The organism is Pseudomonas sp. GW821-FHT05H12 (genome assembly GCF_059419385.1).
Window position 1 is genome coordinate 1 of the sequence record NZ_JBWKRS010000054.1, and the last position, 22,886, is coordinate 22,886.

Sequence of the window (22,886 nt, forward strand, 5' to 3'; positions counted from 1 at the left end):
GGCGGCGGCCCCCCAAATCACTGTCGGATTACGGGCACACCGAGCGTGAGCGAGGTGCCGAGTGTTGGGGCAAGAGCCCTTTGCTTACTTTGGGCTGGGCCGGCATTCCGGCTTTTCCAAAGTGAGCCGCCGTAAGGGCGGAACCATAAGCTGTCATTACCGAAGAAACGGATATGTACTCCGACCAAAAAGCTCCAGCGCCCTACACATAGCCATCGCCGGCAAGCCGGCTCCTACCAGCCAGATCCTGATGAGGCAATGCTATCGCCTTCGGGAGCAAGCCCCCTCCCACAGGTTCGGTACACCCTCCAACGTTGTAGGCAAGCCAAAGGCCGCTCAAACAATCCATGGGAACTTTGCCAGGAAATAACCGCCTGAATCCGGTAGGCTCACCCTTTTTACTCAAGGAGTTACTCCCCATGGCCAAAGCCACCGCCCGTCACATCCTCGTTTCCACTGAAGACAAGTGCAACGAACTCAAGGCCCAAATCGAAGGCGGCGCCGATTTCGCAGAGATCGCCAAAGCCAACTCCAGCTGCCCTTCCAGCCGCGACGGCGGCAACCTGGGTTCGTTCGGTCCAGGCCAGATGGTCAAGGAATTCGACACCGTCGTGTTCAGCGCCCCGGTCAACACCGTGCAAGGCCCGGTGAAAACCCAGTTCGGTTACCACCTGCTGGAAGTCACCAGCCGCCAGGACTGATCCTGTCTGCATTGATGCTATAAACAACGGCCCGCCCTCTGGTGGGCCGTTGTGCATGTGATGACTGGCGACGCTCACGCCGTTAGCGTACAAATCCTTATTCCTGTTCACCCGGCGCTCAAGGCTGATAATGCGATTGGCTTTTTCCATCCCCCTGCTCAGCTCTGCCCTGGCCCTGCTGTTGGCCAGTTCGGCCGTGATCGCGGCCCCGCAGACTTACCTCACGGTATACGGCGAACCGGCCAAGTACCCCGCCGGTTTCACCCATTTCGACTATGCCAACCCCAACGCCCCCAAGGGCGGCAGCCTCAAGCGCTCCGCCATCGAGATCGGGCGTTTCGACCACGTGCTGCCGTATATCGACAAAGGCATCGGCGTGTCCCAGGTCGACGGCTGGCTGTATGCGCCCCTGGCCCAACGCTCCCTGGATGAGCCCTACACGGTGTACGGCCTGGTGGCCGAAAAAATGGAACGCGCCGACGACGGCCTGTCGCTGCGCTTCTACCTGAACCCCAAGGCACGCTTTGCCGACGGCACGCCCATCACCGCCGAAGACGTGCGCTACAGTTTCGACCTGTTGATGACCCAGGGCAGCCTGCGTTTCCGCACGCTGTTCGCCGACGTCAAGCACGTCGAGGTCGAAGGCGAGCGCCAGGTCCGCTTCGATTTTTCCAGCAACGAGAACCGCACCCTGCCCCTGGATATCGCCACCCTGCCGGTGTTCCCCGAGCACTGGTGGAAAACCCGCGACTTCGCCAACGGCGGCGGCTATGAAGCCCCCCTCGGCAGTGGCCCCTACACGATCAGCAAGATCGATTCCGGCAGCACCATCACCTTCACCCGCGACCCCAACTGGTGGGGCAAGGACCTGCCCGTCAGCCGTGGCCTGTACAACTTCGACCACCTGAGCCTGGAGTACTTCGGCGACACTGAAGTGGCGCGCCAGGTGATCCGTGGCGGCGCCTACGACTTCAACCGCGAGTTCTCCGCCACCGGCTATTCCATCGGCTACAACGGCCCGGCCCTCGATGATGGCCGCCTGCAACGCGACCACCTGGCCAAAGAGATGCCGCAGCCGGCCCAGGGTTATGTGTTCAACGTGCAAAAACCGATGTTCAAGGACCGCCGCGTGCGCCAGGCCCTGGCGATGCTGTGGGACTTCGAGTGGGCCAACCGGCAGATGATGCGCAATATGTACATCCGCCAGCAGAGTTTCTTCTCCAACAGCCCGCTGGCTGCCAGCCAACTGCCGACCAAAGAAGAGTTGGCCATCCTCGAACCGCTGCGCGGGAAGATCCCCGACGAGGTGTTCACCCAGGTGTTCAAGGCGCCCGTCACTGACGGCAGCGGCATGATTCGCGATAAACAATTGCAAGCCCTGGCGCTGCTGGAGCAGGCCGGCTGGAAACCCAAGGGCGACAGATTGGTGAACGCCGACGGCGAGCCGCTGGAGTTCACCTTCCTCAATGCCCAGGCCGGCATGGAACGCCTGTTGCTGCCGTACAAACGCAACCTGGCACAGATCGGCATCACCCTGAATATCCGCCGCATCGACTCGTCGCAATACGTGAACCGGATCATGGCGCGTGACTACGACATGATCGTCATCGGTTTCCCGGTCACCACTTCGCCGGGCATGGAGCTGTACAACTACTTCGGCTCGGCGGCCGCTTATGACCCGGGCGCCAACAACTACATGGTGCTCAAGGATCCGGCCGTCGACAGCTTGATCCAGGGCCTGGTCAAGGCCAACACCCAGGCGCAGATGCTCACCTACGCCCATGCGTTGGACCGGGTGCTGCAATGGAATTACCTGTGGATTCCCAACTACTACCCACCCGGCACCTCCGCTGCCTGGTGGAACCGCTTCGGTCGCCCGGCCGTTGAAGCCAAGAACGACGAAGCCCTGGAAACCTGGTGGGAAATCAGCCCAGTGCCGCTGACCAATGAACAGATGCAAGCCGAGCTGAAAAAACGCGGAGGGCCCCGCTGATGTTTGCCTATATCGTGCGGCGTTTGCTGCTGATCATCCCGACGCTGGTGATCATCCTGCTGGTGAATTTCGTGATCGTGCAGGCCGCTCCCGGCGGCCCGGTGGAACAGGCCATCGCCCACCTGCAAGGGATCGGCGGCGGTGGCGTCGGCGGCTCCGGCGGGGACGGTGCCGGCACGGGGTCCCGCGCCAGCCGTGGCCTGGACCCGAAACTGATCGAGGACATCAAAAAACAATACGGCTTCGACAAGCCGGCACCAGAGCGCCTGTGGCTGATGCTCAAAAGCTACGCAAAGCTGGATTTCGGCAACAGCTTCTTTCGCGGCAAGACGGTGATCGACCTGATCCTGGAAAAAATGCCCGTCACCATCTCCCTCGGCCTGTGGGCCACCTTGATCACCTACCTGGTGTCGATCCCGTTGGGTATCCGCAAGGCGGTACGCCATGGCAGCAGCTTTGACGTGTGGAGCAGCACCGCCATCGTGATCGGCTACGCGATGCCGGCGTTTCTGTTTGCGATGTTCCTGATCGTGGTGTTTGCCGGTGGCACGTCGTTGAACTGGTTCCCCGTGCGCGGGCTGGTCTCGGAAAACTTCGAAGAACTGAGCACCGTGGGCAAGGTCGCCGACTACTTCTGGCACCTGGTATTGCCGGTAACGTCGCTGGTCATCGGCGGGTTTGCGACCTTGACCATCCTCACCAAAAACTCGTTCCTCAATGAAATCACGCGCCAGTACGTGGTGACCGCCCGCGCCAAAGGCTTGAGTGAGCGCCGTGTGCTTTATGGCCATGTGTTTCGCAACGCCATGCTGCTGGTGATTTCCGGCATTCCCCAGGCGTTTATCGCGGTGTTCTTCGCCGGCTCCTTGCTGATCGAGGTGATCTTTTCCCTTGATGGTCTGGGGCGCATGAGCTACGAGGCCGCCCTCTCCCGGGATTATCCGGTGGTGTTCGGCTCGCTGTTTATCTTCACGTTGTTCGGCCTCTTGATCAAACTCATCGGTGACCTCTGCTACACCCTGGTGGACCCGCGTATCGACTTCGCCGCGAGGAACGCCTGATGCTCAATTTGTCTCCTGTGGCGCGTCGGCGTTTCGAGCGGTTCAAGAAGAATCGTCGCGGCTGGTGGTCGCTGTGGATGTTCATCGGCCTGTTTATCCTGACCCTGGGCGGCGAGCTGATCGCCAATGACAAACCCCTGGTGCTGAGTTTCAAGAACGAGCTGTATTTCCCGGTGTTCAAGCGCTACACCGAGCAGCAGTTCGGCGGGCAGCTGCCATTCCAGGCCGACTACCGCAGTGACTACGTGAAAAAGCTGATCGAACACGACGGCGGCTGGATGTTGTTCCCGCCGATCCCCTTCAGTGAAGACACGCCCAACTACGAACTGACCCGCCCTGCCCCCAGCCCGCCGTCGGCGGTGAACTGGCTGGGCACCGATGACCAGTCGCGGGATGTGCTGGCGCGGGTGATCTTCGGTGCGCGGGTGTCGATCCTGTTTGCCCTGGCACTCACCGCCATCAGCGCCGCCATCGGTATCGCGGCCGGCGCGCTGCAAGGCTATTACGGCGGCTGGGTGGACTTGCTCGGCCAGCGCGTACTGGAAGTGTGGTCTGGGCTGCCGGTGCTGTACCTGTTGATCATCCTGTCGGGGTTCGTGGAACCCAACTTCTGGTGGCTGCTGGGGATCATGGCGCTGTTCTCCTGGCTGGCCCTGGTGGACGTGGTGCGCGCCGAGTTCCTGCGCGGGCGCAACCTGGAATACGTCAAGGCGGCACGGGCCCTGGGCCTGGGCGATGACAAGATCATCCGCCGGCACATCCTGCCCAATGCCATGACCGCCACCTTGAGTTACCTGCCGTTCATCTTGACCGGGGCGATCTCTACCCTGAGCGCCCTGGATTTCCTTGGCTTTGGCATGCCCGCCGGCAGCGCGTCCCTGGGTGAACTGATCGCCCAGGGCAAACAGAACCTGCAGGCGCCCTGGCTGGGCTTGACGGCGTTCTTCACACTGGCGCTGATCCTGTCGCTGCTGGTTTTTATCGGCGAGGCATTACGTGATGCCTTCGACCCACGCTCATGAGTGACCGCCTATGAACCTGATCGAAATACGCGACCTCAGCGTCGCCTTCAGCGGCCAGACCGTGGTGCGGGACCTGTGCCTGGACGTGCGCCCCGGCGAGTGCCTGGCGCTGGTGGGCGAGTCCGGCTCGGGCAAGTCGGTGACGGCCCACTCGATTCTGCAGTTACTGCCGGAAGCCGGCACTGCAACCACCGGCTCCATCAAGTACCGCGGCCAGGAGTTGGTCGGTGCGTCAACGGCCACCTTGCAGAAGCTGCGGGGCAACCGCATTGCGATGATCTTCCAGGAGCCGATGACGTCCCTGAACCCCTTGCACAGCATCGAAAAGCAGATCGGCGAAACCCTGCTGCTGCACAAGGGCCTGGGGGGCAAGGCCGCCCAGGCGCGCATCCTCGAACTGCTGGAACTGGTGGGCATTCAAAAACCCCAGGAACGCCTCAAGGCTTACCCGCATCAACTCTCCGGTGGCCAGCGCCAACGGGTGATGATCGCCATGGCCCTGGCATGCGAGCCGGAGTTGCTGATCGCCGACGAACCCACCACCGCGCTGGACGTGACGGTGCAGCGCAAGATCCTGCTGTTGCTCAAGTCGTTGCAGCAACGCCTGGGCATGTCGCTGCTGCTGATCAGCCATGACCTCAACCTGGTGCGCAGCATTGCCCAGCGGGTGTGCGTGATGCGCGCCGGCGAGATCGTCGAGCAAGCCGACTGCCAGGCCCTGTTCGATGCGCCGCAACACCCTTACAGCCGCCTGCTGCTGGACGCTGAACCGGCAGGCGAACCGTTGTGCAGCGACGTCCACGAGACGGTGTTGCAGGTGGACGACCTGACCGTGCAGTTCCCGTTGAGCAGCGGTTTGTTCCAGCGCAAGACCTACCTGCGCGCGGTGGATGGCATCAGCCTCAGCGTGCAGCGTGGCAAGACCCTGGGGATTGTCGGCGAGTCCGGCTCGGGCAAGTCCACCCTCGGCCAGGCGATCCTGCGCCTGCTGGATTCCACCGGCAGCATCCGTTTCCAGGGCGAGGCCCTCGACCCGCTGAACCACCAGCAGATGCGCCCGTGGCGCAAGCAGATGCAGGTGGTGTTCCAAGACCCTTACGGCAGCCTCAGCCCACGCATGTCAGTGCAGCAGATCATCAGTGAGGGCCTGGAAGTGCATGCGCCGTGCAGCCTGGCCGACCGCGACGCCCAGGTGATCCAGGTGCTCAAGGATGTGGGCCTCGACCCTGAGAGCCGCCATCGCTACCCCCATGAGTTTTCCGGTGGCCAACGCCAACGCATCGCCATCGCCCGCGCCCTGGTGCTCAAACCAGCGCTGATGCTGCTGGACGAACCCACCTCGGCCCTCGACCGCACGGTGCAGAAACAAGTGGTGGCGTTGTTGCGGGAGCTGCAGGAAAAGTACGGCCTGACCTACCTGTTTATCAGCCATGACCTGGCGGTGGTGCGCGCGATGGCCCATGACATGATCGTGGTCAAGGACGGCAAGGTGGTGGAGCGTGGCGCGAGCCATACGGTGTTCGAAGCCCCGCAGCATCCGTACACCAAAGAGCTGCTGGCTGCCGCGCACATTCCCTTGTAAACGCTTGCCCCTGTGGGAGCTGGCTTGCCTGCGATAGCGGTCTATCAGTACCGAATATACCGACTGACACACCGCCATCGCCGGCAAGCCGGGCGCCTACAGGACCGTATTCCAATTTTGATTTTGTGTTGACGGCATAACTATGAACATCACCGAAAGCCTCAAGGACTACCAGCAGGTTCGCGGCCTGGCCATCCAGTCGCTGTTCGAGATCATCGAGCAGTCCAGCGAAGGCACGGTGATTGTCGATCGCGACGCCAATATCGTCTGGATGAACGAGCGCTACGCCAAGCGTTTCGGCCTCAAGAGCGCTGACGAGGCGATTGGCCAACCTTGCGAGCAGGTGATCTCCAACAGCCTGTTGCGCCAGGTGGTGCGCAGCGACCAGCCGATCCTGCTGGATATCCAGGACACGCCCAAAGGCCCGCTGGTGGTGATGCGTCTGCCAATCCACGACGATGCCGGTGCGGTGATCGGAGCGATCGGCTTTGCGTTGTTCGACGAGCTGCGCAACCTGTCGCCGTTGATCGAGCGCTACCTGAGCATGCAACAGGAACTGGCCTCGACCCGCTCGCTGCTGCGCTCACGGCAGAGCAAGTACAACTTTGCGCACTTTATTGGCACCAGCGCGGCCAGCCTTGAAGTCAAGCGTCGCGCACGGCGCAGTGCGAGTGCCGAATCGCCGGTGTTGCTGCTGGGGGAAACCGGCACCGGCAAGGAGTTGCTGGCTCAGGCGATACACGGCGCCTCACCGCGTGCGCACAAGGCTTTTGTCAGCATCAACAGCGCGGCTATCCCGGGCGATCTGCTCGAGGCCGAGTTCTTTGGCACCGCGCCCGGCGCGTTTACCGGCGCCGACCGCAAGGGCCGTCCCGGCAAGTTCCAGATCGCCCAGGGCGGTACGCTGTTTCTTGATGAGATCGGCGACATGCCCCTGCCGCTGCAAAGCAAACTCCTGCGGGTGTTGCAGGAAAAGGAGTTCGAGCCCGTGGGCTCCAACGAGATGCTGCACAGCGACGTGCGGGTGATTGCCGCCACGTCCATGGACCTGGAAGCGGCGATCAAGCGTGGCGAGTTCCGTGCCGACTTGTATTACCGGCTGAATGTACTACCCATCCACGTACCGCCCTTGCGTGAACGGCTGGAAGATATTCCGGCGCTGAGCGAGGCGATCCTGGAGGAGCTGCGCAGCCAGCATGAACTGGACCGCGAGGCCTTGGCGCTGCTGGCACAACACGCGTGGCCGGGGAACATCCGCGAGCTGCGCAATGTGCTGGAGCGTGCGGCGCTGCTCAGTGATGACCTGGTGTTGAATGCCGAGGAAATTCGCGCTGCCATCGGCACCTTCACGCCGGTGGCGCGTACGACGGTGGCGCCGGTAGAGGGCGAAAGCTTCAACGCGGCGCGGGAGCGGTTTGATCGGCAGGTCATTGCAGCGGCGTTGCAGGCCTGCGAGGGAAATGTGGTTGATGCAGCCAAGCGCTTGGGGCTTGGACGGTCGACGCTGTACAAGAAGATGGTGGCGCTGGGAATCGCCCAATCTCATTAAAGAGACATAAATCTCAATTTAAAGACAATCCAATGTGGGAGCTGGCTTGCCTGCGATAGCGGCCTGTCTGTTGGCCAATGGTCAGCTGAACCACCGCTATCGCAGGCAAGCCAGCTCCCACCCCAAAACTTCATCTGTCTCCAATTTGAGATTCTATCCAGAATCGCCATCCAAAAAATACAAAATATCTCCATATTTCAATAACTTATTATTATTGGCACGCATCTCGCTATAGCCCTCCCCACAGCAACACCCCCACAAAAATAACAATCCGATTTGGAGACACACCATGAGTGTGATCATTGCCCTGGCAGCCCTCGCGCTGTTGATGCTGGCAGCCTACCGTGGCTATAGCGTTATCCTGTTTGCCCCCATCGCCGCCCTCGGCGCTGTCCTGCTCACCGACCCGTCGGCCGTGGCGCCCGCCTTTACCGGGGTGTTCATGGAGAAGATGGTCGGTTTTATCAAACTGTATTTCCCGGTGTTCCTGCTCGGCGCGGTGTTCGGCAAGCTGATCGAGCTGTCGGGCTTTTCCCGTTCCATTGTGGCCGCAGCGATCCGCCTGCTGGGCACGCGCCAGGCCATGCTGGTGATCGTGCTGGTGTGCGCCCTGCTCACCTACGGCGGCGTGTCGCTGTTTGTGGTGGTGTTTGCGGTGTACCCGTTTGCGGCCGAGATGTTCCGCCAGAGCAACATCCCCAAGCGCCTGATCCCGGCGACCATCGCCCTCGGTGCGTTCTCGTTCACCATGGACGCCCTGCCCGGCACGCCGCAGATCCAGAACATCATCCCCAGCACCTTCTTCAACACCACCGCCTGGGCCGCGCCTTGGCTGGGCCTGATCGGCACGATCTTTGTGTTCTGCGCCGGCATGCTCTACCTCGCGCGCCAACGCAACAAGGCGCAGCGCGCCGGTGAAGGGTATGGCACCGAGCTGCGCAACGAACCGGAAACCGCCGACAACTTGGCGCTGCCCAACCCGTGGGTGGCGCTGTCGCCGCTAATTTTGGTGGGGGTGATGAACCTGCTGTTCACCCACTGGATCCCACAGTGGTACGGCAAGACCCACAGCCTCGCGCTGCCCGGCATGAGCGCGCCGGTGACCACTGAAATCGCCAAGCTCACCGCGATCTGGGCGGTGCAGGCCGCGTTGCTGGTGGGCATCTTGATGGTGCTGGTGTTCGGCTGGTCGGCCATCAAGAGCAAGCTCGCCGAAGGCAGCAAAAGCGCGGTCAGCGGTGCGCTGCTCGCGGCGATGAACACCGCCTCGGAATACGGCTTTGGTGCGGTGATCGCCTCGCTGCCGGGCTTCCTGGTGCTGGCGGACTGGCTCAAGGGCATCCCCAACCCGCTGGTCAACGAGGCGATTACCGTGACCTTGCTGGCCGGTATCACCGGTTCTGCATCCGGTGGCATGAGCATCGCCCTGGCGGCCATGTCCGAAAGCTTTATTTCGGCGGCCCATGCGGCCAATATCCCCCTTGAAGTGCTGCACCGCGTCGCGGCCATGGCCAGCGGCGGCATGGACACCCTGCCCCACAACGGCGCGGTGATCACGCTGCTGGCAGTCACCGGCCTGACGCACCGCGAAGCCTACAAGGACATTTTCGGCATCACGATCATCAAGACCCTCGCGGTGTTCGTGGTGATCGGTACTTTCTACGCCACCGGCATTGTGTGAGGTTTGTATGACGACGTTGAATGGCAAGACCGCCCTGGTCACCGGTTCCACCAGCGGCATCGGCCTGGGGATTGCCCTGAGCCTGGCCAAGGCCGGCGCCAACCTGATCCTTAACGGCTTCGGCGACGCCAGCGCGGTGATTGCCCAGGTGCAAGCCTTTGGCGGCAAGGTCGGGCACCACCCGGCCGACGTCAGCGACCCGGCGCAGATCGCCGACATGATCGCCTACGCCGAGCGTGAGTTCGGCGGCGTGGACATCCTGGTCAACAACGCCGGCATCCAGCATGTGGCGGCGGTGGAAGACTTCCCGGCCGAACGCTGGGATTCGATCATCGCGATCAACCTGTCGTCGGTGTTCCACAGCACGCGTTTGAGCCTGCCGGGCATGAAGGCCAAGGGCTGGGGGCGCATCGTCAATATCGCCTCGGTGCATGGCCAGGTCGGTTCGGTGGGCAAGGCGGCGTACGTGGCGGCCAAGCATGGCGTCATTGGGCTAACTAAAGTGGTGGGCCTGGAGACGGCCACCAGCAACGTCACCTGCAACGCCATCTGCCCGGGCTGGGTGCTGACGCCGCTGGTGCAGAAGCAGATTGATGACCGCGCGGCCAACGGCGTCGACCCGCAGCAGGCGCAGCATGATTTGCTGGCGGAGAAGCAGCCGTCGCTGGAGTTCGTGACGCCGCCACAGTTGGGTGAACTGGTGCTGTTCCTGTGCAGTGAGGCTGGCAGCCAGGTGCGGGGTGCGGCGTGGAACATTGATGGCGGTTGGTTGGCCCAATAGATCAAACACAGGAGATCGAATGTGGGAGCTGGCTTGCCTGCGATGGCGGTATATCAGAAACAAATTAGCCAACTGACACACCGCTATCGCAGGCAAGCCAGCTCCCACAATTTAGAACTGTGTTGTTAGGTAGACTTGTACAAGAACAAGAGGCAGCTTTATGTCCGACATCCTCTGGAAACCCTCCCCGGAACGCATCGCCACCACGCGCATGGATCAGTTCCGCCGCTACATCAACGACCGCCACGGCGTGCAGCTCAACGACTACCCGGCCCTGCACCACTGGAGCATCGACCAGCGCCCCGACTTCTGGCGGGCCATCGTCGCGTTCTTTGACGTGCAATTTCGCAGCCCGCCCAGTGCCGTACTGATCGAAGACGCCGAGATGCCCAGCGCCCAGTGGTTTCCCGGCGCCACCCTGAATTTTGCCGAGCACCTGCTGCGCCGTCGCGATGATCACCCCGCCGTGATAGCAATCAGCGAAGACGGCCAGCGTGAACAACTGACCTACGCCGAACTCGCCGCCCACGTGGCCGGCCTGCAACAAAGCCTGCGGGCGGCGGGTGTGGTTCAGGGCGACCGCGTCGCGGCGTGCATGCCCAACACCTGGCAAACCCTGGTGGGCATGCTCGCCACCACCAGCCTCGGGGCGATCTGGTCCTGTTCGTCGCCGGACTTCGGCACCCAGGGCGTGATCGACCGGTTCGGCCAGATCGAACCCAAGGTGCTGATCACCTGCGCGGGTTACCGCTATGCCGGCAAAGAGATCGACCAGAGCACCAAGCTCAACGAGATCCTCGAACGCTTGCCGTCTCTGGAACAGTTGCTGATCGTGCCTTACGCCCGGCCTCAGGCGCGGGTTGAGGACTATCAAACCCAGGCAACTGTCACGCTGTGGAACGACTTCTACCACACCGGCGGCGAGCCGGATTTCGTCGCCGTGCCTTTCGACCACCCGCTGTACATCCTCTATTCCAGCGGCACCACCGGGGTGCCCAAGTGCATCATCCATGGCACCGGGGGCGTGCTGCTCACCCACCTCAAGGAACACGGCCTGCACGCCGACCTGTCCCGGGACGACTGCCTGTTCTACTACACCACCTGCGGCTGGATGATGTGGAACTGGCTGGTGTCGGTGCTGGCCATTGGCGCCACGGCCGTGCTGTATGACGGTTCACCTTTCCACCCAGGGCCCGAACGCTTGATCGACCTGATTGACGCAGAAAAGATCAGCGTGTTCGGCACCAGCCCCAAGTTTCTCGCCACCCTGGAAAAGGCCGGGCTGCAACCGCGTTTGAGCCATGACCTGGGCAGCCTCAAGGGCCTGATTTCCACCGGCTCGCCGCTGTCGCCCCAGAGCTACGACTATGTGTATCGCGAGATCAAAGGTGAGCTGTGTCTGTCATCCATGTCCGGCGGTACCGATATCGTCTCCTGCTTTGTGATCGGCAACCCCGTGTTGCCGGTGCGCCGTGGCGAGATGCAGTGCAAGAGCCTGGCGATGGCCATTGAGGTCTGGGACGATCAGGGCCAACCCTTGATCGGTGAAAAAGGCGAACTGGTGTGTACCCGGCACTTCCCCGCCATGCCCATCGGCCTGTGGAACGACCCCGGCCAGCAAAAGCTGCGCGCCTCCTACTTCAGCCAGTTCCCCGGGGTCTGGGCCCAGGGCGACTACGCCGAACAACGCCCCAACGGCAGCCTGCTGATCCATGGGCGTTCCGACGCCGTGCTCAACCCCGGTGGCGTGCGCATTGGCACGGCCGAGATTTATCGCCAGGTGGAAAAGGTGCCCCAGGTACTGGAAAGCCTGGCCATCGGCCAGCGTTGGCAGGACGATGTGCGGGTGGTGCTGTTCGTGCGCCTCACCGACGGCATCGCGTTGGATGAGGCCCTGGAACAGCAGATCCGCCAGGTGATCCGCGCCAACACCACGCCACGCCACGTACCGGCAAAGATCGTTGCCGTCACGGATATCCCTCGCACCATCAGCGGCAAGATCGTCGAGTTGGCGGTGCGCAACGTGGTGCACGGCGAGCCGGTGAAAAACACCGATGCCCTGGCCAACCCGGAGGCGCTCGAGCAGTTTCGTGACCGCCCTGAATTGGCGTAAAGATGAAAGGTTTCAGCTCTGATGCACTGATTTGAAGACAAACCCCCAATGCATGCTATTTTTCGGGGGTAGTCACTCACGCCCGGCACACGGGATAATGGGTGTTGTCATCTTTCAAAGCGTTACGCTCAGGGCTTTTTCATGAAGGACATCTCCACCGGTAGCGAGGCCGCAGCATTGATTGCGCGGCTGGACTGGGCGCAAAGCCCACTCGGTGCGGCCAACGATTGGCCACAAAGCCTGCGCACAGCCGTGGATATCGTCGTGCATTCCCCCATGCCGATGTTGCTGCTGTGGGGCAGCCACCTCACTCAGCTGTACAACGACGGCTTCGCCCAACTGGCGGGCAACAAGCACCCCGAGGCGCTGGGCCAGCCGGCGCACCAGACCTGGCCGGAACTCGAGAGCTTTACCGCACCCATCTATGACGCGGTGCTCAGCGGCCAGGTGCGCAGCTTCAGCGAGCAGCGCTTCGTGCTGCAGCGCAACAACCGCGACACCGAAATCTGGCTGGACCTGACCTACAGCCCGATCCGCGACGAAAGCGGCACCGTCGCCGGCATCCTCGTCACCGCCATCGAAACCAACGAACGGCGCAAGGCCCAACACAACACCGAACAACGCCTGCAACTCGCATTGGCTGCCACTGACGCAGTGGGCACCTGGGATTGGGACATCGGCGAAGACCGCTTCATCGCCGACGCGCACTTCGCCTACCTGCATGGTGTCGACCCGCAAAGCGCCGGGCTGCTGCCCATCAGCGACTACCTGCAGGGTGTGCACCCCGAAGACCGTGGCATGGTGGCGCGCAGCATCAAGCATTGCATCACCTTCGGCACCGAATACGCCGAGGAGTACCGCCTGTTGCAGGCCGATGGCCAGGTACGCTGGGTGTTTGCCCGGGGCCGCTGCTACAAGGACCATCAAGGCCGCCCGGCGCGTTTTCTCGGCGCTGCGCTGGACCTGACCGAGCGCAAGCACACTGAGCAGGCCCTGCGCCAAAGCCAGACCGAATTGCAGCTGATCATCAACGCCATGCCGGTGTTGATCGGCTATGTGGATCACGAGCAACGGTTTCGCCTGAACAACAGCGCGTACCTGGAGTGGTACGGCATGACGCCCCAGGAGCTGTACGGCAAGACCATCCGCGAAGTGCTCGGCGACGAGGTGTATGCCGGGCGCGCAGACAAGATCGCCGCCGCCCTCAAGGGCAAGGCGTGCAGCTTCATGACCATCACCCCGCACCGCGACGGCCGCCCGCGCCATGCGTTGATGAAGTACCTGCCGCGCTTCAGCAATGACGGCTCGGTGAACGGTTTCTACATCTTTGTGATCGACGAAACTGAACGCAAGCTCACCGAAGAAGCCCTGCGCCACCTCAACGAAAACCTCGAAGAACGTGTGGCCCAGCGCACCCAGGCCCTGGCCGAAGCCAACCAGCGCCTGCAAAACGAAATGTTCGAACGCGAGCGGGCCGAAGACGCCCTGCGCCATGCGCAAAAAATGGAAGCGGTGGGCCAGCTCACCGGGGGCATTGCCCACGACTTCAACAACATGCTCACCGGCATCATCGGCAGCCTGGACCTGATGCAGCGTTACATCGCAGCCGGGCGCAGCGATGAGATCGGCCGTTTTACCGACGCCGCCGTCTCATCGGCCCACCGTGCGGCCGCCCTCACCCACCGGCTGCTGGCGTTCTCGCGGCGCCAGTCGCTGGACCGCCGGCCGCTGGACCCGAACCAACTGGTGGCTTCGCTTGAAGACTTGTTCCGCCGCACCAAAGGCGCGCATATCACGCTCAAGGTGCAACTGGGCCACGACATCTGGCCAGTCAACACCGATGCCAGCCAACTGGAAAACGCCCTGCTCAACCTGGTGATCAACGCCCGCGACGCCATGCCCGATGGCGGCGAGCTGCTGATCGAAACTGCCAACAGTTACCTGGACGGCACCGACATCACCACCCTGGAACCGGTGAAGGCCGGCGACTACGTGATGCTCGGCGTGTGCGACAACGGCACCGGCATGGCGCCGAAAATCCTCGCCAAGGCGTTCGACCCGTTCTTCACCACCAAGCCCATCGGTCAAGGCACCGGCCTGGGGTTGTCGATGATCTACGGCTTTGCCCAGCAATCCGGCGGCCACGTGACCATTCACAGCGAACCCGGCCAGGGCACCTGCGTACGCCTGTACCTGCCGCGCCTGCATGGCACAGCGCTGGAAAGCAACCTGCCGGAGCATTCGAGCGAAGCGCCGCTGGCACTGGCCGGCGAGGCCGTGGTGGTGGTCGAGGATGACCCCGCCGTGCGCATGCTGGTGGTCAATGTGCTTGATGAGCTGGGCTACACCGCGCACCAGGCAGCGGATGCCCGCACGGCGTTGCCGTTGCTGGAGTCGGATTTGCGTGTGGACCTGCTGGTGACCGACGTGGGCTTGCCCGGCATGAATGGCCGGCAACTGGCGGAAATCGCCCGTCAGCACAGGCCTGGCCTGCGCGTGTTGTTCATGACCGGCTACGCTGAAAAAGCCGCCGAACGCCAAGGCTTTTTGGAAGACGGCATGGACATGGTGGCCAAACCGTTTTCCATCGACCTGCTGGCCACGAAAATCCGCAGCATGATCAGCGTCGTCGAGTGAGTTCAGGCATAATCGCGCGCCCTTACGTTTGACCGTTGCAAGGTAACCTGCATGAAAGCCCTAGCCCGTCACATCCTGGTAAAAACCAGCGAAGAAGCCGAACAGCTCAAGCAGCGCATCGCCAAGGGCGAAGCCTTTGATGTGCTGGCCAAGAAGTACTCCACCTGCCCGTCGGGCAAGCGTGGCGGCGACTTGGGCGAAGTGCGGCCCGGGCAGATGGTGGGGGCAATTGATGCGGTGATCTTCAAGAAGCCGGTGAAGGTGGTGCACGGGCCGATCAAGAGCAAGTTCGGGTATCACCTGGTGCAGGTGTTCTACCGCGACTAAGGGGCTTGGCTGTAAACCGCTATCGCAGGCAAGCCAGCTCCCACATTGGACGGCGTACACCGATCAACTGTGGGAGCCGGGCTTGCCCGCGAACCGCCGCAGGCGGCCATTCAACGAGGAATCAAAGCCCCTGGAATCTGAATGACCCGACTGGCCAGCTGATGCCCGGCCAATGCAGCCTGTTCAGGTGAACCACCCTTGAGCCGACTCGCCAGGTACGCCGCACTGAACGAATCCCCCGCCGCCGTCGTGTCCACCACCTTCTCAACCTTCACCGCCGGCACCGCAAAGCGCTCCCCCGCGCAACGGATCAAACATTCATCCGCCCCACGCTTAAGCACCACCTCAGCAATCGCCGGGTACGCCGCAAACACCTGCTCGCTGTCTTCATAGCCAAACAGCGCCCGCTCGTCATCTTCGGTCAGCAAGGCAACATCCACCTCAGCCATCACCTGGTGATACGCCGTGCGCGCAGCTTCAACAGACGTCCACAGGCGCGACCGGTAGTTGTTGTCGAACACCACCTGGCCCCCTTGCCGACGGGTTTCGATCAGGGTTTGCAGCAGGCGCGCACGCCCGACTTCACCCAGCACCGCCAGGGTGATGCCGCTGAAATACACCACGTCATAGCCCGGCAGCGCCGCCAGGATCGGCTCGGCCGCCGGCGTGGTGAAGCAGTCGCGCACGGCGGCTTCGTTGCGCCAATAGAGAAATTTGCGCTCGCCGTTGGCGTCGGTCTGGATGCAGTACAAGCCCGGCAGGCGCCCAGGCAGGCGCTGGACCATGCCCAGGCCCAGGCCTTCTTCGGCCCATTGCTGGCACATGGCATCGCTGAAGCTGTCATCGCCCAAAGCGGTGACGTAGTCGACGCTGCCGGTGCTGCCCAGTTCACGGCGCAGGTACACCGCCGTGTTCAGGGTGTCGCCGCCGAAGCTTTGGTGCAGGCTGCCGTCGGCGCGGTGTTGCAGTTCGATCATGCATTCGCCGATGAGGGCGATGCGGGGTTGGGTGGTCATGGCAATGGTCTCGGGTGTTTTGGAGGGCCTCATCGCAGGCAAGCCAGCTCCCACAGTTGAAAGTATTCACAATTCAACATGTGGGAGCTGGCTTGCCTGCGATGGCCGCGACACGGTTTAGAAGCAGGTATGCAGAGTCTCAATCACCTGCAACTGCTCATCCACCAGGCACCCCACCTGCCACTTGTCAAACGTCAGGCACGGGTGGGAAGTACCGAACGAAATGATGTCGCCGATGCGCAACTCCACCCCCGGCGCCACGGTCATGAACGCATGCTGGTCCATCACCGCCGTGACCTTGCACGCGCCGACGTCATCGCCTTCTGCCGGCAAAATACCCGCCTTGTAGCGCTTGAGCGGCACCGGCAGACCGGCGTCGTAGGCCACGTCGCGCTTGCCCAGGGCGATCACCGCAAACCCCGGCTCGGGCAACGACTGCACATGCGCCCAGACTTCCAGCGCCGGGCGCAGGCCTTCGTTCAGGTCGCTGCGACGGTCGAGCACGCAGCATTGCGCCTCTTTGTAGATGCCGTGGTCATGAGCCACATAACTACCCGGGCGCAGCACGCTGAGGAAGCGGCCAGCGGCGTTCTGTGCTTCGAACGATTCGGCGATCAAGTCGTACCAGGCCGAACCCGAGGCGGTGACGATCGGCTTGGGCAGGTCAAAATGGCCGCTGTCCTGCAGGTCGACCGCCAGGCGCACCAGGCTTGCCGCGAACGCGCGGATACCGCTGATGGCGTGCTCGCCATGGATCACGCCTTCATAGCCTTCGATACCGGTGAGGGCCAGGGCCGGCTGGGCCTTGATCGCCTTCGCCAGCTCGCGCACTTCCTGCTCGCTGCGGCAGCCGCAACGGCCGCCGACCACGCCGTATTCGATCATCACGTTCAGGCGCAGGCCACGGGCGGCGAAGAACAGGCCCAGGTCGGCGACGTTGTCCGGGTGATCGACCATGCAGTGAAAATCAAAATCCTTGTCGGCCAGCAGGTCGGCGATCAACGCCATGTTCGGCGCGCCCACCAGCTGGTTGGCCATCAACACGCGGCGCACGCCACCGGCATAGGCGGCGCGGGTCTGCACGGCGTTGGCCAGGGTAATGCCCCAGGCGCCCGCCTCGATCTGACGCTGGAACAGCGCCGGCATCATGCTGGTCTTGCCATGGGGCGCCAGCTCGGCGCCGCTGTTACTGACAAACTGCTGCATCCAGCGAATGTTGTGTTCCAGGGCGTCGCGGTGCAGCACCAGGGCCGGCAGGCTGACGTCACGGACCAGGTGGGCCCCGACGGCGGCGGCGCCTTTTTCAACGGCATTGATGGCAGACATGAAATGCTCCTATTCGTTGATGCGACGGGCCAGGTTGTTGGCGCTTTCAATCAACACCCGGCGATAGTCGTTGTAGTTTTTGATCGCATCGGCCCGGGGTGCAACGATGCACAGGGTCGCGATGCTGATGCCTTGCGCGTCCCGTACCGGGGCGGCAAAGCAATGGGTAAAGGTGTCGGCCACGCTGTCGAAGGAAAAGAAGCCATCAAGGGTGGCCTGACGGATTTGCGCCAGGAAGGTTTCCAGCGGCAAGCGCTGGCCATCCGGCAGGATGAAGTCGTCGTAGTCGATCAAATCGATGATCTGCTGATCGCTCAAGTGCCCGAGCAGCAGGCGCCCGGAAGCCGTCCACGGGATCGGTGCGTTTTCGCCGATGTCCGAGGAAATACGGAAATGCCGCTCGCCCTCACGCATCAGTGCCACCGTGTATTTGCGCCCGTTGAGCAGGCACATCTGCGCGGTTTCGTGGGTTTGGCTGACGATTTCCTGCAAGGCGTGATCGGCCTCGCGGGTCAGGTCGAAATGGCGCAGGTGCGCCTGGCCCAGGAAGTACAGCTGGCGGCCCAGGTAGACGTGACCGTCCTTGCCTACGGTCTCGAGGATGCGGCGTTCAAGCAGCGACGCAACCAGCTCATAAACGGTGGACTTGGGGCTGCCAATGCCGCTGGCAATATCATTCGGGCGCAGGGGCTGGCCGATTTCCTTGAGAAAATCGAGGATATCGAACGCACGGTCCAGTCCTTTGGCGCGGCGTTTGATGGTGTCTTCGGTCATGGCAGTTTTCGGTCCGGTCATAGTGGTAATGCTGCACAGTGAACCCCTGTGGGAGCTGGCTTGCCCGCGATGGCGGCGGTTCAGTCACAAATGGATGCCTGACACTCCGTCATCGCAGGCAAGCCAGCTCCCACATTGGATCGTTGGCGGCCTTAAGGTCGGGGCAATTTAGCCTTTTTTCTTGTACGCCACGCAATCGATCTCCACCTTGCAATCGACCATCATGTTGGCCTGCACGCAAGCGCGCGCCGGGGCGTGTTCCGGGGTGAAGTATTCGCCGAAGACCTTGTTGAAACTCCAGAAGTCCCGTGGGTCTTCCAGCCACACACCGACGCGTACGACATCCTTCAATTCGTAACCGGCTTCCTCGAGGATCGCCACCACATTGCGCATGGTCTGCCGGGTTTGTTCGATGATCCCGCCGTTGATGATCTCACCGTCCACCGCTGGCACCTGGCCCGAGACGTAGAGCCAGCCGTCGGCTTCCACCGCACGGGCGAAAGGACGGGGTTGGCCGCCGCCGGCGGTGCTGCCGGTGCCGTAACGAGTAATGCTCATAAAAAAGTGCTCCTGATTAAAAACGAATGTTCTTGAGAAATTCCGCCAGGCGCGGCGATTGCGGGCGTTCGAAGATGTCCTTCGAGGTGCCCTGCTCTTCAATGCGGCCCTGGTTCATGAAAACGATCTTGTCGGACACCTCATAGGCAAAGCGCATTTCGTGGGTGACCAGCAACATGGTCATGCCCTCTTCCGCCAGGCCCTTGATCACACTGAGCACTTCACCCACCAGCTCCGGGTCGAGGGCCGAGGTGACTTCGTCGAACAGCATCAGGCTCGGGTTCATCGCGATGGCGCGGGCAATCGCCACACGTTGTTGCTGGCCGCCGGAAAGCTGGCCGGGGAAATGGTTGCGACGCTCCAGCAGGCCGACGCGGTCCAGCCATTTTTCGGCGAGGGCCACGGCTTCGTCCTTGCCCATCTTCTTGACCTTGAGCAGGCCGAGGGTGACGTTCTGCAAGGCGGTCAAATGCGGGAACAGGTTGAACTGTTGGAACGCCATGCCGGTCATCGCGCGGTGCTGGGCGATCACGCGTTCGGGGTGACGCACGCGCTTACCGGCGATTTCGCTGTAGCCGATGGACTCGCCGTCCAGGGTGATCTGCCCGCCCTGGAATTCTTCCAGCAGGTTCACGCAGCGCAGCAGCGTGGTCTTGCCCGAGCCGCTGGAGCCGATCAACGTCACCACGTTGCCGCGTTGCATGGACAGGTCGACGCCCTTGAGCACTTCGACCTGGCCGTATTGTTTACGCAGGCCGCGGATATTCAGCAGCGGTTGGTTGGTTTGAGGTTGGTTCATGGCAAGGCCACCCGCTTTTCAATGTAGCGCCCGAATAACTCGATGGCGTAGTTGATGACAAAGAACATAAAGCCTGCGAACAGGTAGAACTCCAGGGTCATGAAGGTGCGCGCGATGACTTGCTGGGTACTGAGCAGCAACTCGGCCACGCCGATCACCGAGAGCAAGGTGGAGGCCTTGACGATTTCCGTGGAGGAATTGACCCAGGTCGGCAGGATCTGGCGCAACGCCTGGGGCAGCAGCACGTAGCCCAGGGACTGGTAGAACGTCAGACCGATGGCCTTGCCCGCCTCCAGTTGCCCACGGGGAATGGCTTGCAGCGCCCCGCGCACGATTTCCGAAACGTGGGAGCCGCAGAACAGCGTCAGCCCGACGGCACCGGCCTGGAACGCGGTGATTTGCCAGCCGAGCGCCGGCAGCATGTAGAAACACGCCAGCACCAGCACGAACACCGGGGTGCCACGGATCAGGTCGACGTACAGGCGAAACGGCGCACGCATCCAGAACTTGCCGTAGGTCAGGATCAACCCGGCGACAATGCCGATAAGGGTGCCGAAGATAATCGCCAGGGCCGACACATAAACACTGGCCTGAAAGCCCGCCCACAGGGTATCCCGGGCGATCCACAACTCATGCAGCCAGCTTGGGGACTCGTACATGACAGCCCTCCTTAACGACGGATCGCCAGACGCTGTTCCAGGTAACGGAGCAGCATGGCAATGAGGTAACAGGCAGCCACGTAGAGCGCGGTCGTGACCAGCCAGGTTTCAATCACCCGGTAGCTTTCGACGTTGATCTTGCGGGCGTAATAGGTCAGCTCCGGCACTGCGATGGCAGCGGCCAGGGAGGTGTCCTTGAACAGCGAAATGAAGTTGTTCGACAGCGCGGGCAACACGTTGCGCAGCATCACCGGCACGGTGATGTAGGCGCGGATACGCCACTCGCCCAGGCCGATGGCCAAGCCGGCTTCACGCAACCCCTTGGGGATGTTCAGCAAGCCTGCGCGGAACACTTCGGTGAGGTAGGCACCGGCGTACAACGACAGGGTAATGATAAAGGACGGGATTTTGTCGAGACGGATCCCGAGGGACGGCAACGCGAAGTAGATCAACAGGATCAGCACGAGGATCGGCGTATTGCGGATCACCGTCACGTACACCGAGGCCAGCACACGCAGCGCCCGGTGTTTGGACAGCATGGCAAACGCCATCATCAGGCCGATCACGCAGCCGATGGCGATGGACAGCAGCGCCAGCTCCAGGCCCAGGCCGAGCCCCGCCAGCAAGCTGGGGAAGTCGCGCCACACGGCGGCAAAGTTCAACTGATAGTTCATGGTGGGCAGTACCTGAATGGGGCGCCGTCAGCGACGCCCCAGCGTTTACGATTTACTTGAACTCAACCGGGAAGCCGATCGCAGGTTCCGGCAGGTCTACACCAAACCATTGCTTGAACGAGGCCTTGTAGGTCGGGAACTCCACACCGGTCATGGCTTCATGCAGCGCGGTGTTGACGAAGTTCAACCAGTCCTGGTCGCCACGCTTGACGGCACACGCGTAGGTCTGCGGGCTCCAGGCATAGACCGGGCTGCGGTAGCGGCCTGGGTTCTGCACCATCAGGTATTTGACCGAGGACTGGTCGGTGGCGGCGGCATCGGCGCGACCGGAGTTCACGGCCTGGTACATCAGGTCGACGCTGTCGTACTGATCGACCTTGGCTTTAGGCAAGGCCTGGTGCACCAGTTCTTCGGCATACACGTTCTGCAGCACGGCCACGGTGACGCCATCCCCCCCGGCTTGCAGGTCTTCGATCTCTTTGTACTTGCTGTTGTTCGGCAGCAGCAGGCCCACGCCTTCGCGGTAGTACGGCAAGGTGAAGGCCACTTGCTGCGCACGGCTGGCGGTGACGGTGATGAACTGGCAACTCATGTCGACCTTGTCGGTCAGCAGGTTGGGAATACGCGCGTCGGAAGACTGCACCACAAACTCGACTTTGCTCGGGTCGTTGAACAACCCTTTGGCCACGATGCGACCGATGTCGATATCAAAACCCTGCAACTTGCCATCCGCTCCCTGGAAGTGCCACGGCGCATTGGTACTGCCTGTACCCACGATCAGGTGCCCACGCTTGAGCACATCATCGAGCTTGCTGTCCGCCGCCTGCACGATGCTGGCGAGGGAAGCCGATGCGGCGAAGAGAAAAACACACGCTTTAAACACGGAAGGTCGGTGATGCATGACAAGCACTCCAGGAGTTGTGTATTCCGCTATACCGGAACTTAGTATGTAACAACGGAATAGACAGCAGAAAGTGTGCCACACGCCGTAACAGAAAAATATGTCAGGGATAAATTCGATATAAATCAGTTAGATAAATACCTTCGCCAGACAAGGCGTAACGCCAGCACCGCGCAACCGATTGCTACCAGAGGCCCCACGCCCCGGTGACAGCCCCAAACGAGTGCGCCACAACGGTGTTACCGCGCACGATCTCAGTGCACCGGCATGCGTGGAAAAATCGACGTATTGCGCTAGCCTCAAGGCAAATTGAACACATCACCTTTGTAGGAGCCGGCTTGCCGGCGATGATGCGCATAACCTGACGGAACGCGGCGCCCATACGTTTTTCGCCGGCAAGCCGGCTCCTACAGGGGACGATTAGATGAGGAACCTGCTTTGATGAAATTCGGCATGACCCTGCTGGTGCTTTCCCTTCTCGTGGCAGGCAATGCTTCAGCCAGCAACGACCGCCGCCAGTGCAAAGAGGAGTTGCGCAAGCTCAAGGACGCCTTCAGCACCGACTACACCAGCCAGAACCATCACGGCTATCGCCGAGCCAAGGCCTCTCGGGACAATGAGGAATACCGCAAGTGCGCAAGCCAGGCCCGCAAGGCGCGTGAACGCATCGAGCGTGACAAAGAAGCGTAAGTGTCGATACCTGTGAAGGTTGACAGTAGACGATCGGTGCTT

20 protein-coding genes are annotated in these 22,886 nt (G+C 61.9%); 12 read left to right on the forward strand and 8 right to left on the reverse strand.

The genetic code is table 11. The features are described 5' to 3' along the window. The first annotated feature begins 419 nt into the window (after positions 1 to 419). The 11 genes from AC07SU_RS28985 (at position 420) to AC07SU_RS29035 (ending at position 15,447) form a co-directional block, all read left to right on the forward strand. On the forward strand, positions 420 to 701 hold the full coding sequence (locus tag AC07SU_RS28985; RefSeq protein ID WP_010210937.1) for a peptidylprolyl isomerase: 282 nt from the start codon (positions 420 to 422) through the stop codon (positions 699 to 701). Between the two features lie 130 nt (positions 702 to 831). Beyond that, complete coding sequence (locus tag AC07SU_RS28990) at positions 832 to 2,694, forward strand: extracellular solute-binding protein (RefSeq protein ID WP_494999027.1); 1,863 nt, start codon at positions 832 to 834, stop codon at positions 2,692 to 2,694. Further along, positions 2,694 to 3,755 (forward strand): microcin C ABC transporter permease YejB, encoded by a 1,062-nt coding sequence (locus tag AC07SU_RS28995; RefSeq protein WP_176995739.1) that lies wholly within the window; start codon positions 2,694 to 2,696, stop codon positions 3,753 to 3,755. Before AC07SU_RS28990 ends, AC07SU_RS28995 begins: the two co-directional genes overlap by 1 nt. Then, positions 3,755 to 4,777, forward strand: a complete 1,023-nt coding sequence (locus AC07SU_RS29000) for an ABC transporter permease (RefSeq protein WP_176995738.1) — start codon at positions 3,755 to 3,757, stop codon at positions 4,775 to 4,777. The genes AC07SU_RS28995 and AC07SU_RS29000 overlap by 1 nt, the downstream gene beginning before the upstream one ends. A gap of 10 nt (positions 4,778 to 4,787) precedes the next feature. Beyond that, positions 4,788 to 6,359: an ABC transporter ATP-binding protein gene (locus AC07SU_RS29005; protein WP_494999028.1), complete on the forward strand. Its 1,572-nt coding sequence runs from the start codon at positions 4,788 to 4,790 to the stop codon at positions 6,357 to 6,359. A gap of 142 nt (positions 6,360 to 6,501) precedes the next feature. Further along, positions 6,502 to 7,908 carry a sigma-54 interaction domain-containing protein gene (locus tag AC07SU_RS29010; RefSeq protein ID WP_494999029.1) on the forward strand — a complete coding sequence of 469 codons (1,407 nt, stop codon included), beginning with the start codon at positions 6,502 to 6,504 and terminating at the stop codon, positions 7,906 to 7,908. A 289-nt stretch (positions 7,909 to 8,197) separates the two neighbouring features. Beyond that, the gene (locus tag AC07SU_RS29015) at positions 8,198 to 9,589 is read left to right on the forward strand and encodes a GntP family permease (protein WP_494999030.1); all 1,392 of its coding nucleotides are present in this window, start codon (positions 8,198 to 8,200) and stop codon (positions 9,587 to 9,589) included. 7 nt (positions 9,590 to 9,596) lie between these two features. Next, positions 9,597 to 10,370, forward strand: coding sequence for a 3-hydroxybutyrate dehydrogenase (locus AC07SU_RS29020; protein ID WP_046034061.1), 774 nt, complete (start codon positions 9,597 to 9,599; stop codon positions 10,368 to 10,370). Between the two features lie 160 nt (positions 10,371 to 10,530). Further along, positions 10,531 to 12,483, forward strand: coding sequence for an acetoacetate--CoA ligase (locus AC07SU_RS29025; RefSeq protein ID WP_494999031.1), 1,953 nt, complete (start codon positions 10,531 to 10,533; stop codon positions 12,481 to 12,483). A gap of 141 nt (positions 12,484 to 12,624) precedes the next feature. Next, complete coding sequence (locus AC07SU_RS29030) at positions 12,625 to 15,120, forward strand: PAS domain-containing hybrid sensor histidine kinase/response regulator (protein ID WP_494999032.1); 2,496 nt, start codon at positions 12,625 to 12,627, stop codon at positions 15,118 to 15,120. Between the two features lie 51 nt (positions 15,121 to 15,171). Further along, complete coding sequence (locus AC07SU_RS29035; RefSeq protein ID WP_060752567.1) at positions 15,172 to 15,447, forward strand: peptidylprolyl isomerase; 276 nt, start codon at positions 15,172 to 15,174, stop codon at positions 15,445 to 15,447. 110 nt (positions 15,448 to 15,557) lie between these two features. Here AC07SU_RS29035 and AC07SU_RS29040 read toward each other — a convergent pair whose 3' ends face one another. The 8 genes from AC07SU_RS29040 to AC07SU_RS29075 form a co-directional block, all read right to left on the reverse strand. Continuing rightward, complete coding sequence (locus tag AC07SU_RS29040) at positions 15,558 to 16,463, reverse strand: sugar kinase (RefSeq protein WP_494999033.1); 906 nt, start codon at positions 16,461 to 16,463, stop codon at positions 15,558 to 15,560. Between the two features lie 117 nt (positions 16,464 to 16,580). Then, the gene (locus tag AC07SU_RS29045; protein ID WP_494999034.1) at positions 16,581 to 17,789 is read right to left on the reverse strand and encodes an amino acid deaminase; all 1,209 of its coding nucleotides are present in this window, start codon (positions 17,787 to 17,789) and stop codon (positions 16,581 to 16,583) included. Positions 17,790 to 17,798: 9 nt separating this feature from the next. Further along, complete coding sequence (locus AC07SU_RS29050) at positions 17,799 to 18,563, reverse strand: IclR family transcriptional regulator (protein ID WP_494999035.1); 765 nt, start codon at positions 18,561 to 18,563, stop codon at positions 17,799 to 17,801. Between the two features lie 168 nt (positions 18,564 to 18,731). Then, the gene (locus AC07SU_RS29055) at positions 18,732 to 19,121 is read right to left on the reverse strand and encodes a RidA family protein (protein WP_032896881.1); all 390 of its coding nucleotides are present in this window, start codon (positions 19,119 to 19,121) and stop codon (positions 18,732 to 18,734) included. 16 nt (positions 19,122 to 19,137) lie between these two features. Beyond that, complete coding sequence (locus AC07SU_RS29060) at positions 19,138 to 19,920, reverse strand: amino acid ABC transporter ATP-binding protein (RefSeq protein WP_065907741.1); 783 nt, start codon at positions 19,918 to 19,920, stop codon at positions 19,138 to 19,140. Continuing rightward, positions 19,917 to 20,579: an amino acid ABC transporter permease gene (locus AC07SU_RS29065; protein ID WP_016976586.1), complete on the reverse strand. Its 663-nt coding sequence runs from the start codon at positions 20,577 to 20,579 to the stop codon at positions 19,917 to 19,919. Before AC07SU_RS29065 ends, AC07SU_RS29060 begins: the two co-directional genes overlap by 4 nt. Before the next feature lie 11 nt (positions 20,580 to 20,590). Further along, on the reverse strand, positions 20,591 to 21,253 hold the full coding sequence (locus AC07SU_RS29070) for an amino acid ABC transporter permease (RefSeq protein WP_176995730.1): 663 nt from the start codon (positions 21,251 to 21,253) through the stop codon (positions 20,591 to 20,593). A 52-nt stretch (positions 21,254 to 21,305) separates the two neighbouring features. Beyond that, on the reverse strand, positions 21,306 to 22,154 hold the full coding sequence (locus AC07SU_RS29075; RefSeq protein WP_176995729.1) for a transporter substrate-binding protein: 849 nt from the start codon (positions 22,152 to 22,154) through the stop codon (positions 21,306 to 21,308). Between the two features lie 441 nt (positions 22,155 to 22,595). On the opposite strand from AC07SU_RS29075, the gene AC07SU_RS29080 reads away from it, so the two are divergent. Next, positions 22,596 to 22,844: a hypothetical protein gene (locus AC07SU_RS29080; protein WP_494999036.1), complete on the forward strand. Its 249-nt coding sequence runs from the start codon at positions 22,596 to 22,598 to the stop codon at positions 22,842 to 22,844. The last annotated feature ends 42 nt before the right edge of the window (positions 22,845 to 22,886 follow it).

Bases quoted from the DNA above. Each gene is read 5' to 3' on its own strand.
- AC07SU_RS29075 (WP_176995729.1), bottom strand. From the start codon at position 22,154: ATGCATCACCGACCTTCCGTGTTTAAAGCGTGTGTTTTTCTCTTCGCC.
- AC07SU_RS28985 (WP_010210937.1), top strand. From the start codon at position 420: ATGGCCAAAGCCACCGCCCGTCACATCCTCGTTTCCACTGAAGACAAG.
- AC07SU_RS29010 (WP_494999029.1), top strand. From the start codon at position 6,502: ATGAACATCACCGAAAGCCTCAAGGACTACCAGCAGGTTCGCGGCCTG.
- AC07SU_RS29040 (WP_494999033.1), bottom strand. From the start codon at position 16,463: ATGACCACCCAACCCCGCATCGCCCTCATCGGCGAATGCATGATCGAA.
- AC07SU_RS29070 (WP_176995730.1), bottom strand. From the start codon at position 21,253: ATGAACTATCAGTTGAACTTTGCCGCCGTGTGGCGCGACTTCCCCAGC.
- AC07SU_RS29050 (WP_494999035.1), bottom strand. From the start codon at position 18,563: ATGACCGAAGACACCATCAAACGCCGCGCCAAAGGACTGGACCGTGCG.
- AC07SU_RS29015 (WP_494999030.1), top strand. From the start codon at position 8,198: ATGAGTGTGATCATTGCCCTGGCAGCCCTCGCGCTGTTGATGCTGGCA.
- AC07SU_RS29045 (WP_494999034.1), bottom strand. From the start codon at position 17,789: ATGTCTGCCATCAATGCCGTTGAAAAAGGCGCCGCCGCCGTCGGGGCC.
- AC07SU_RS29025 (WP_494999031.1), top strand. From the start codon at position 10,531: ATGTCCGACATCCTCTGGAAACCCTCCCCGGAACGCATCGCCACCACG.
- AC07SU_RS29060 (WP_065907741.1), bottom strand. From the start codon at position 19,920: ATGAACCAACCTCAAACCAACCAACCGCTGCTGAATATCCGCGGCCTG.
- AC07SU_RS28990 (WP_494999027.1), top strand. From the start codon at position 832: ATGCGATTGGCTTTTTCCATCCCCCTGCTCAGCTCTGCCCTGGCCCTG.
- AC07SU_RS29000 (WP_176995738.1), top strand. From the start codon at position 3,755: ATGCTCAATTTGTCTCCTGTGGCGCGTCGGCGTTTCGAGCGGTTCAAG.
- AC07SU_RS29005 (WP_494999028.1), top strand. From the start codon at position 4,788: ATGAACCTGATCGAAATACGCGACCTCAGCGTCGCCTTCAGCGGCCAG.
- AC07SU_RS29030 (WP_494999032.1), top strand. From the start codon at position 12,625: ATGAAGGACATCTCCACCGGTAGCGAGGCCGCAGCATTGATTGCGCGG.
- AC07SU_RS29020 (WP_046034061.1), top strand. From the start codon at position 9,597: ATGACGACGTTGAATGGCAAGACCGCCCTGGTCACCGGTTCCACCAGC.
- AC07SU_RS29080 (WP_494999036.1), top strand. From the start codon at position 22,596: ATGAAATTCGGCATGACCCTGCTGGTGCTTTCCCTTCTCGTGGCAGGC.
- AC07SU_RS29035 (WP_060752567.1), top strand. From the start codon at position 15,172: ATGAAAGCCCTAGCCCGTCACATCCTGGTAAAAACCAGCGAAGAAGCC.
- AC07SU_RS29055 (WP_032896881.1), bottom strand. From the start codon at position 19,121: ATGAGCATTACTCGTTACGGCACCGGCAGCACCGCCGGCGGCGGCCAA.
- AC07SU_RS28995 (WP_176995739.1), top strand. From the start codon at position 2,694: ATGTTTGCCTATATCGTGCGGCGTTTGCTGCTGATCATCCCGACGCTG.
- AC07SU_RS29065 (WP_016976586.1), bottom strand. From the start codon at position 20,579: ATGTACGAGTCCCCAAGCTGGCTGCATGAGTTGTGGATCGCCCGGGAT.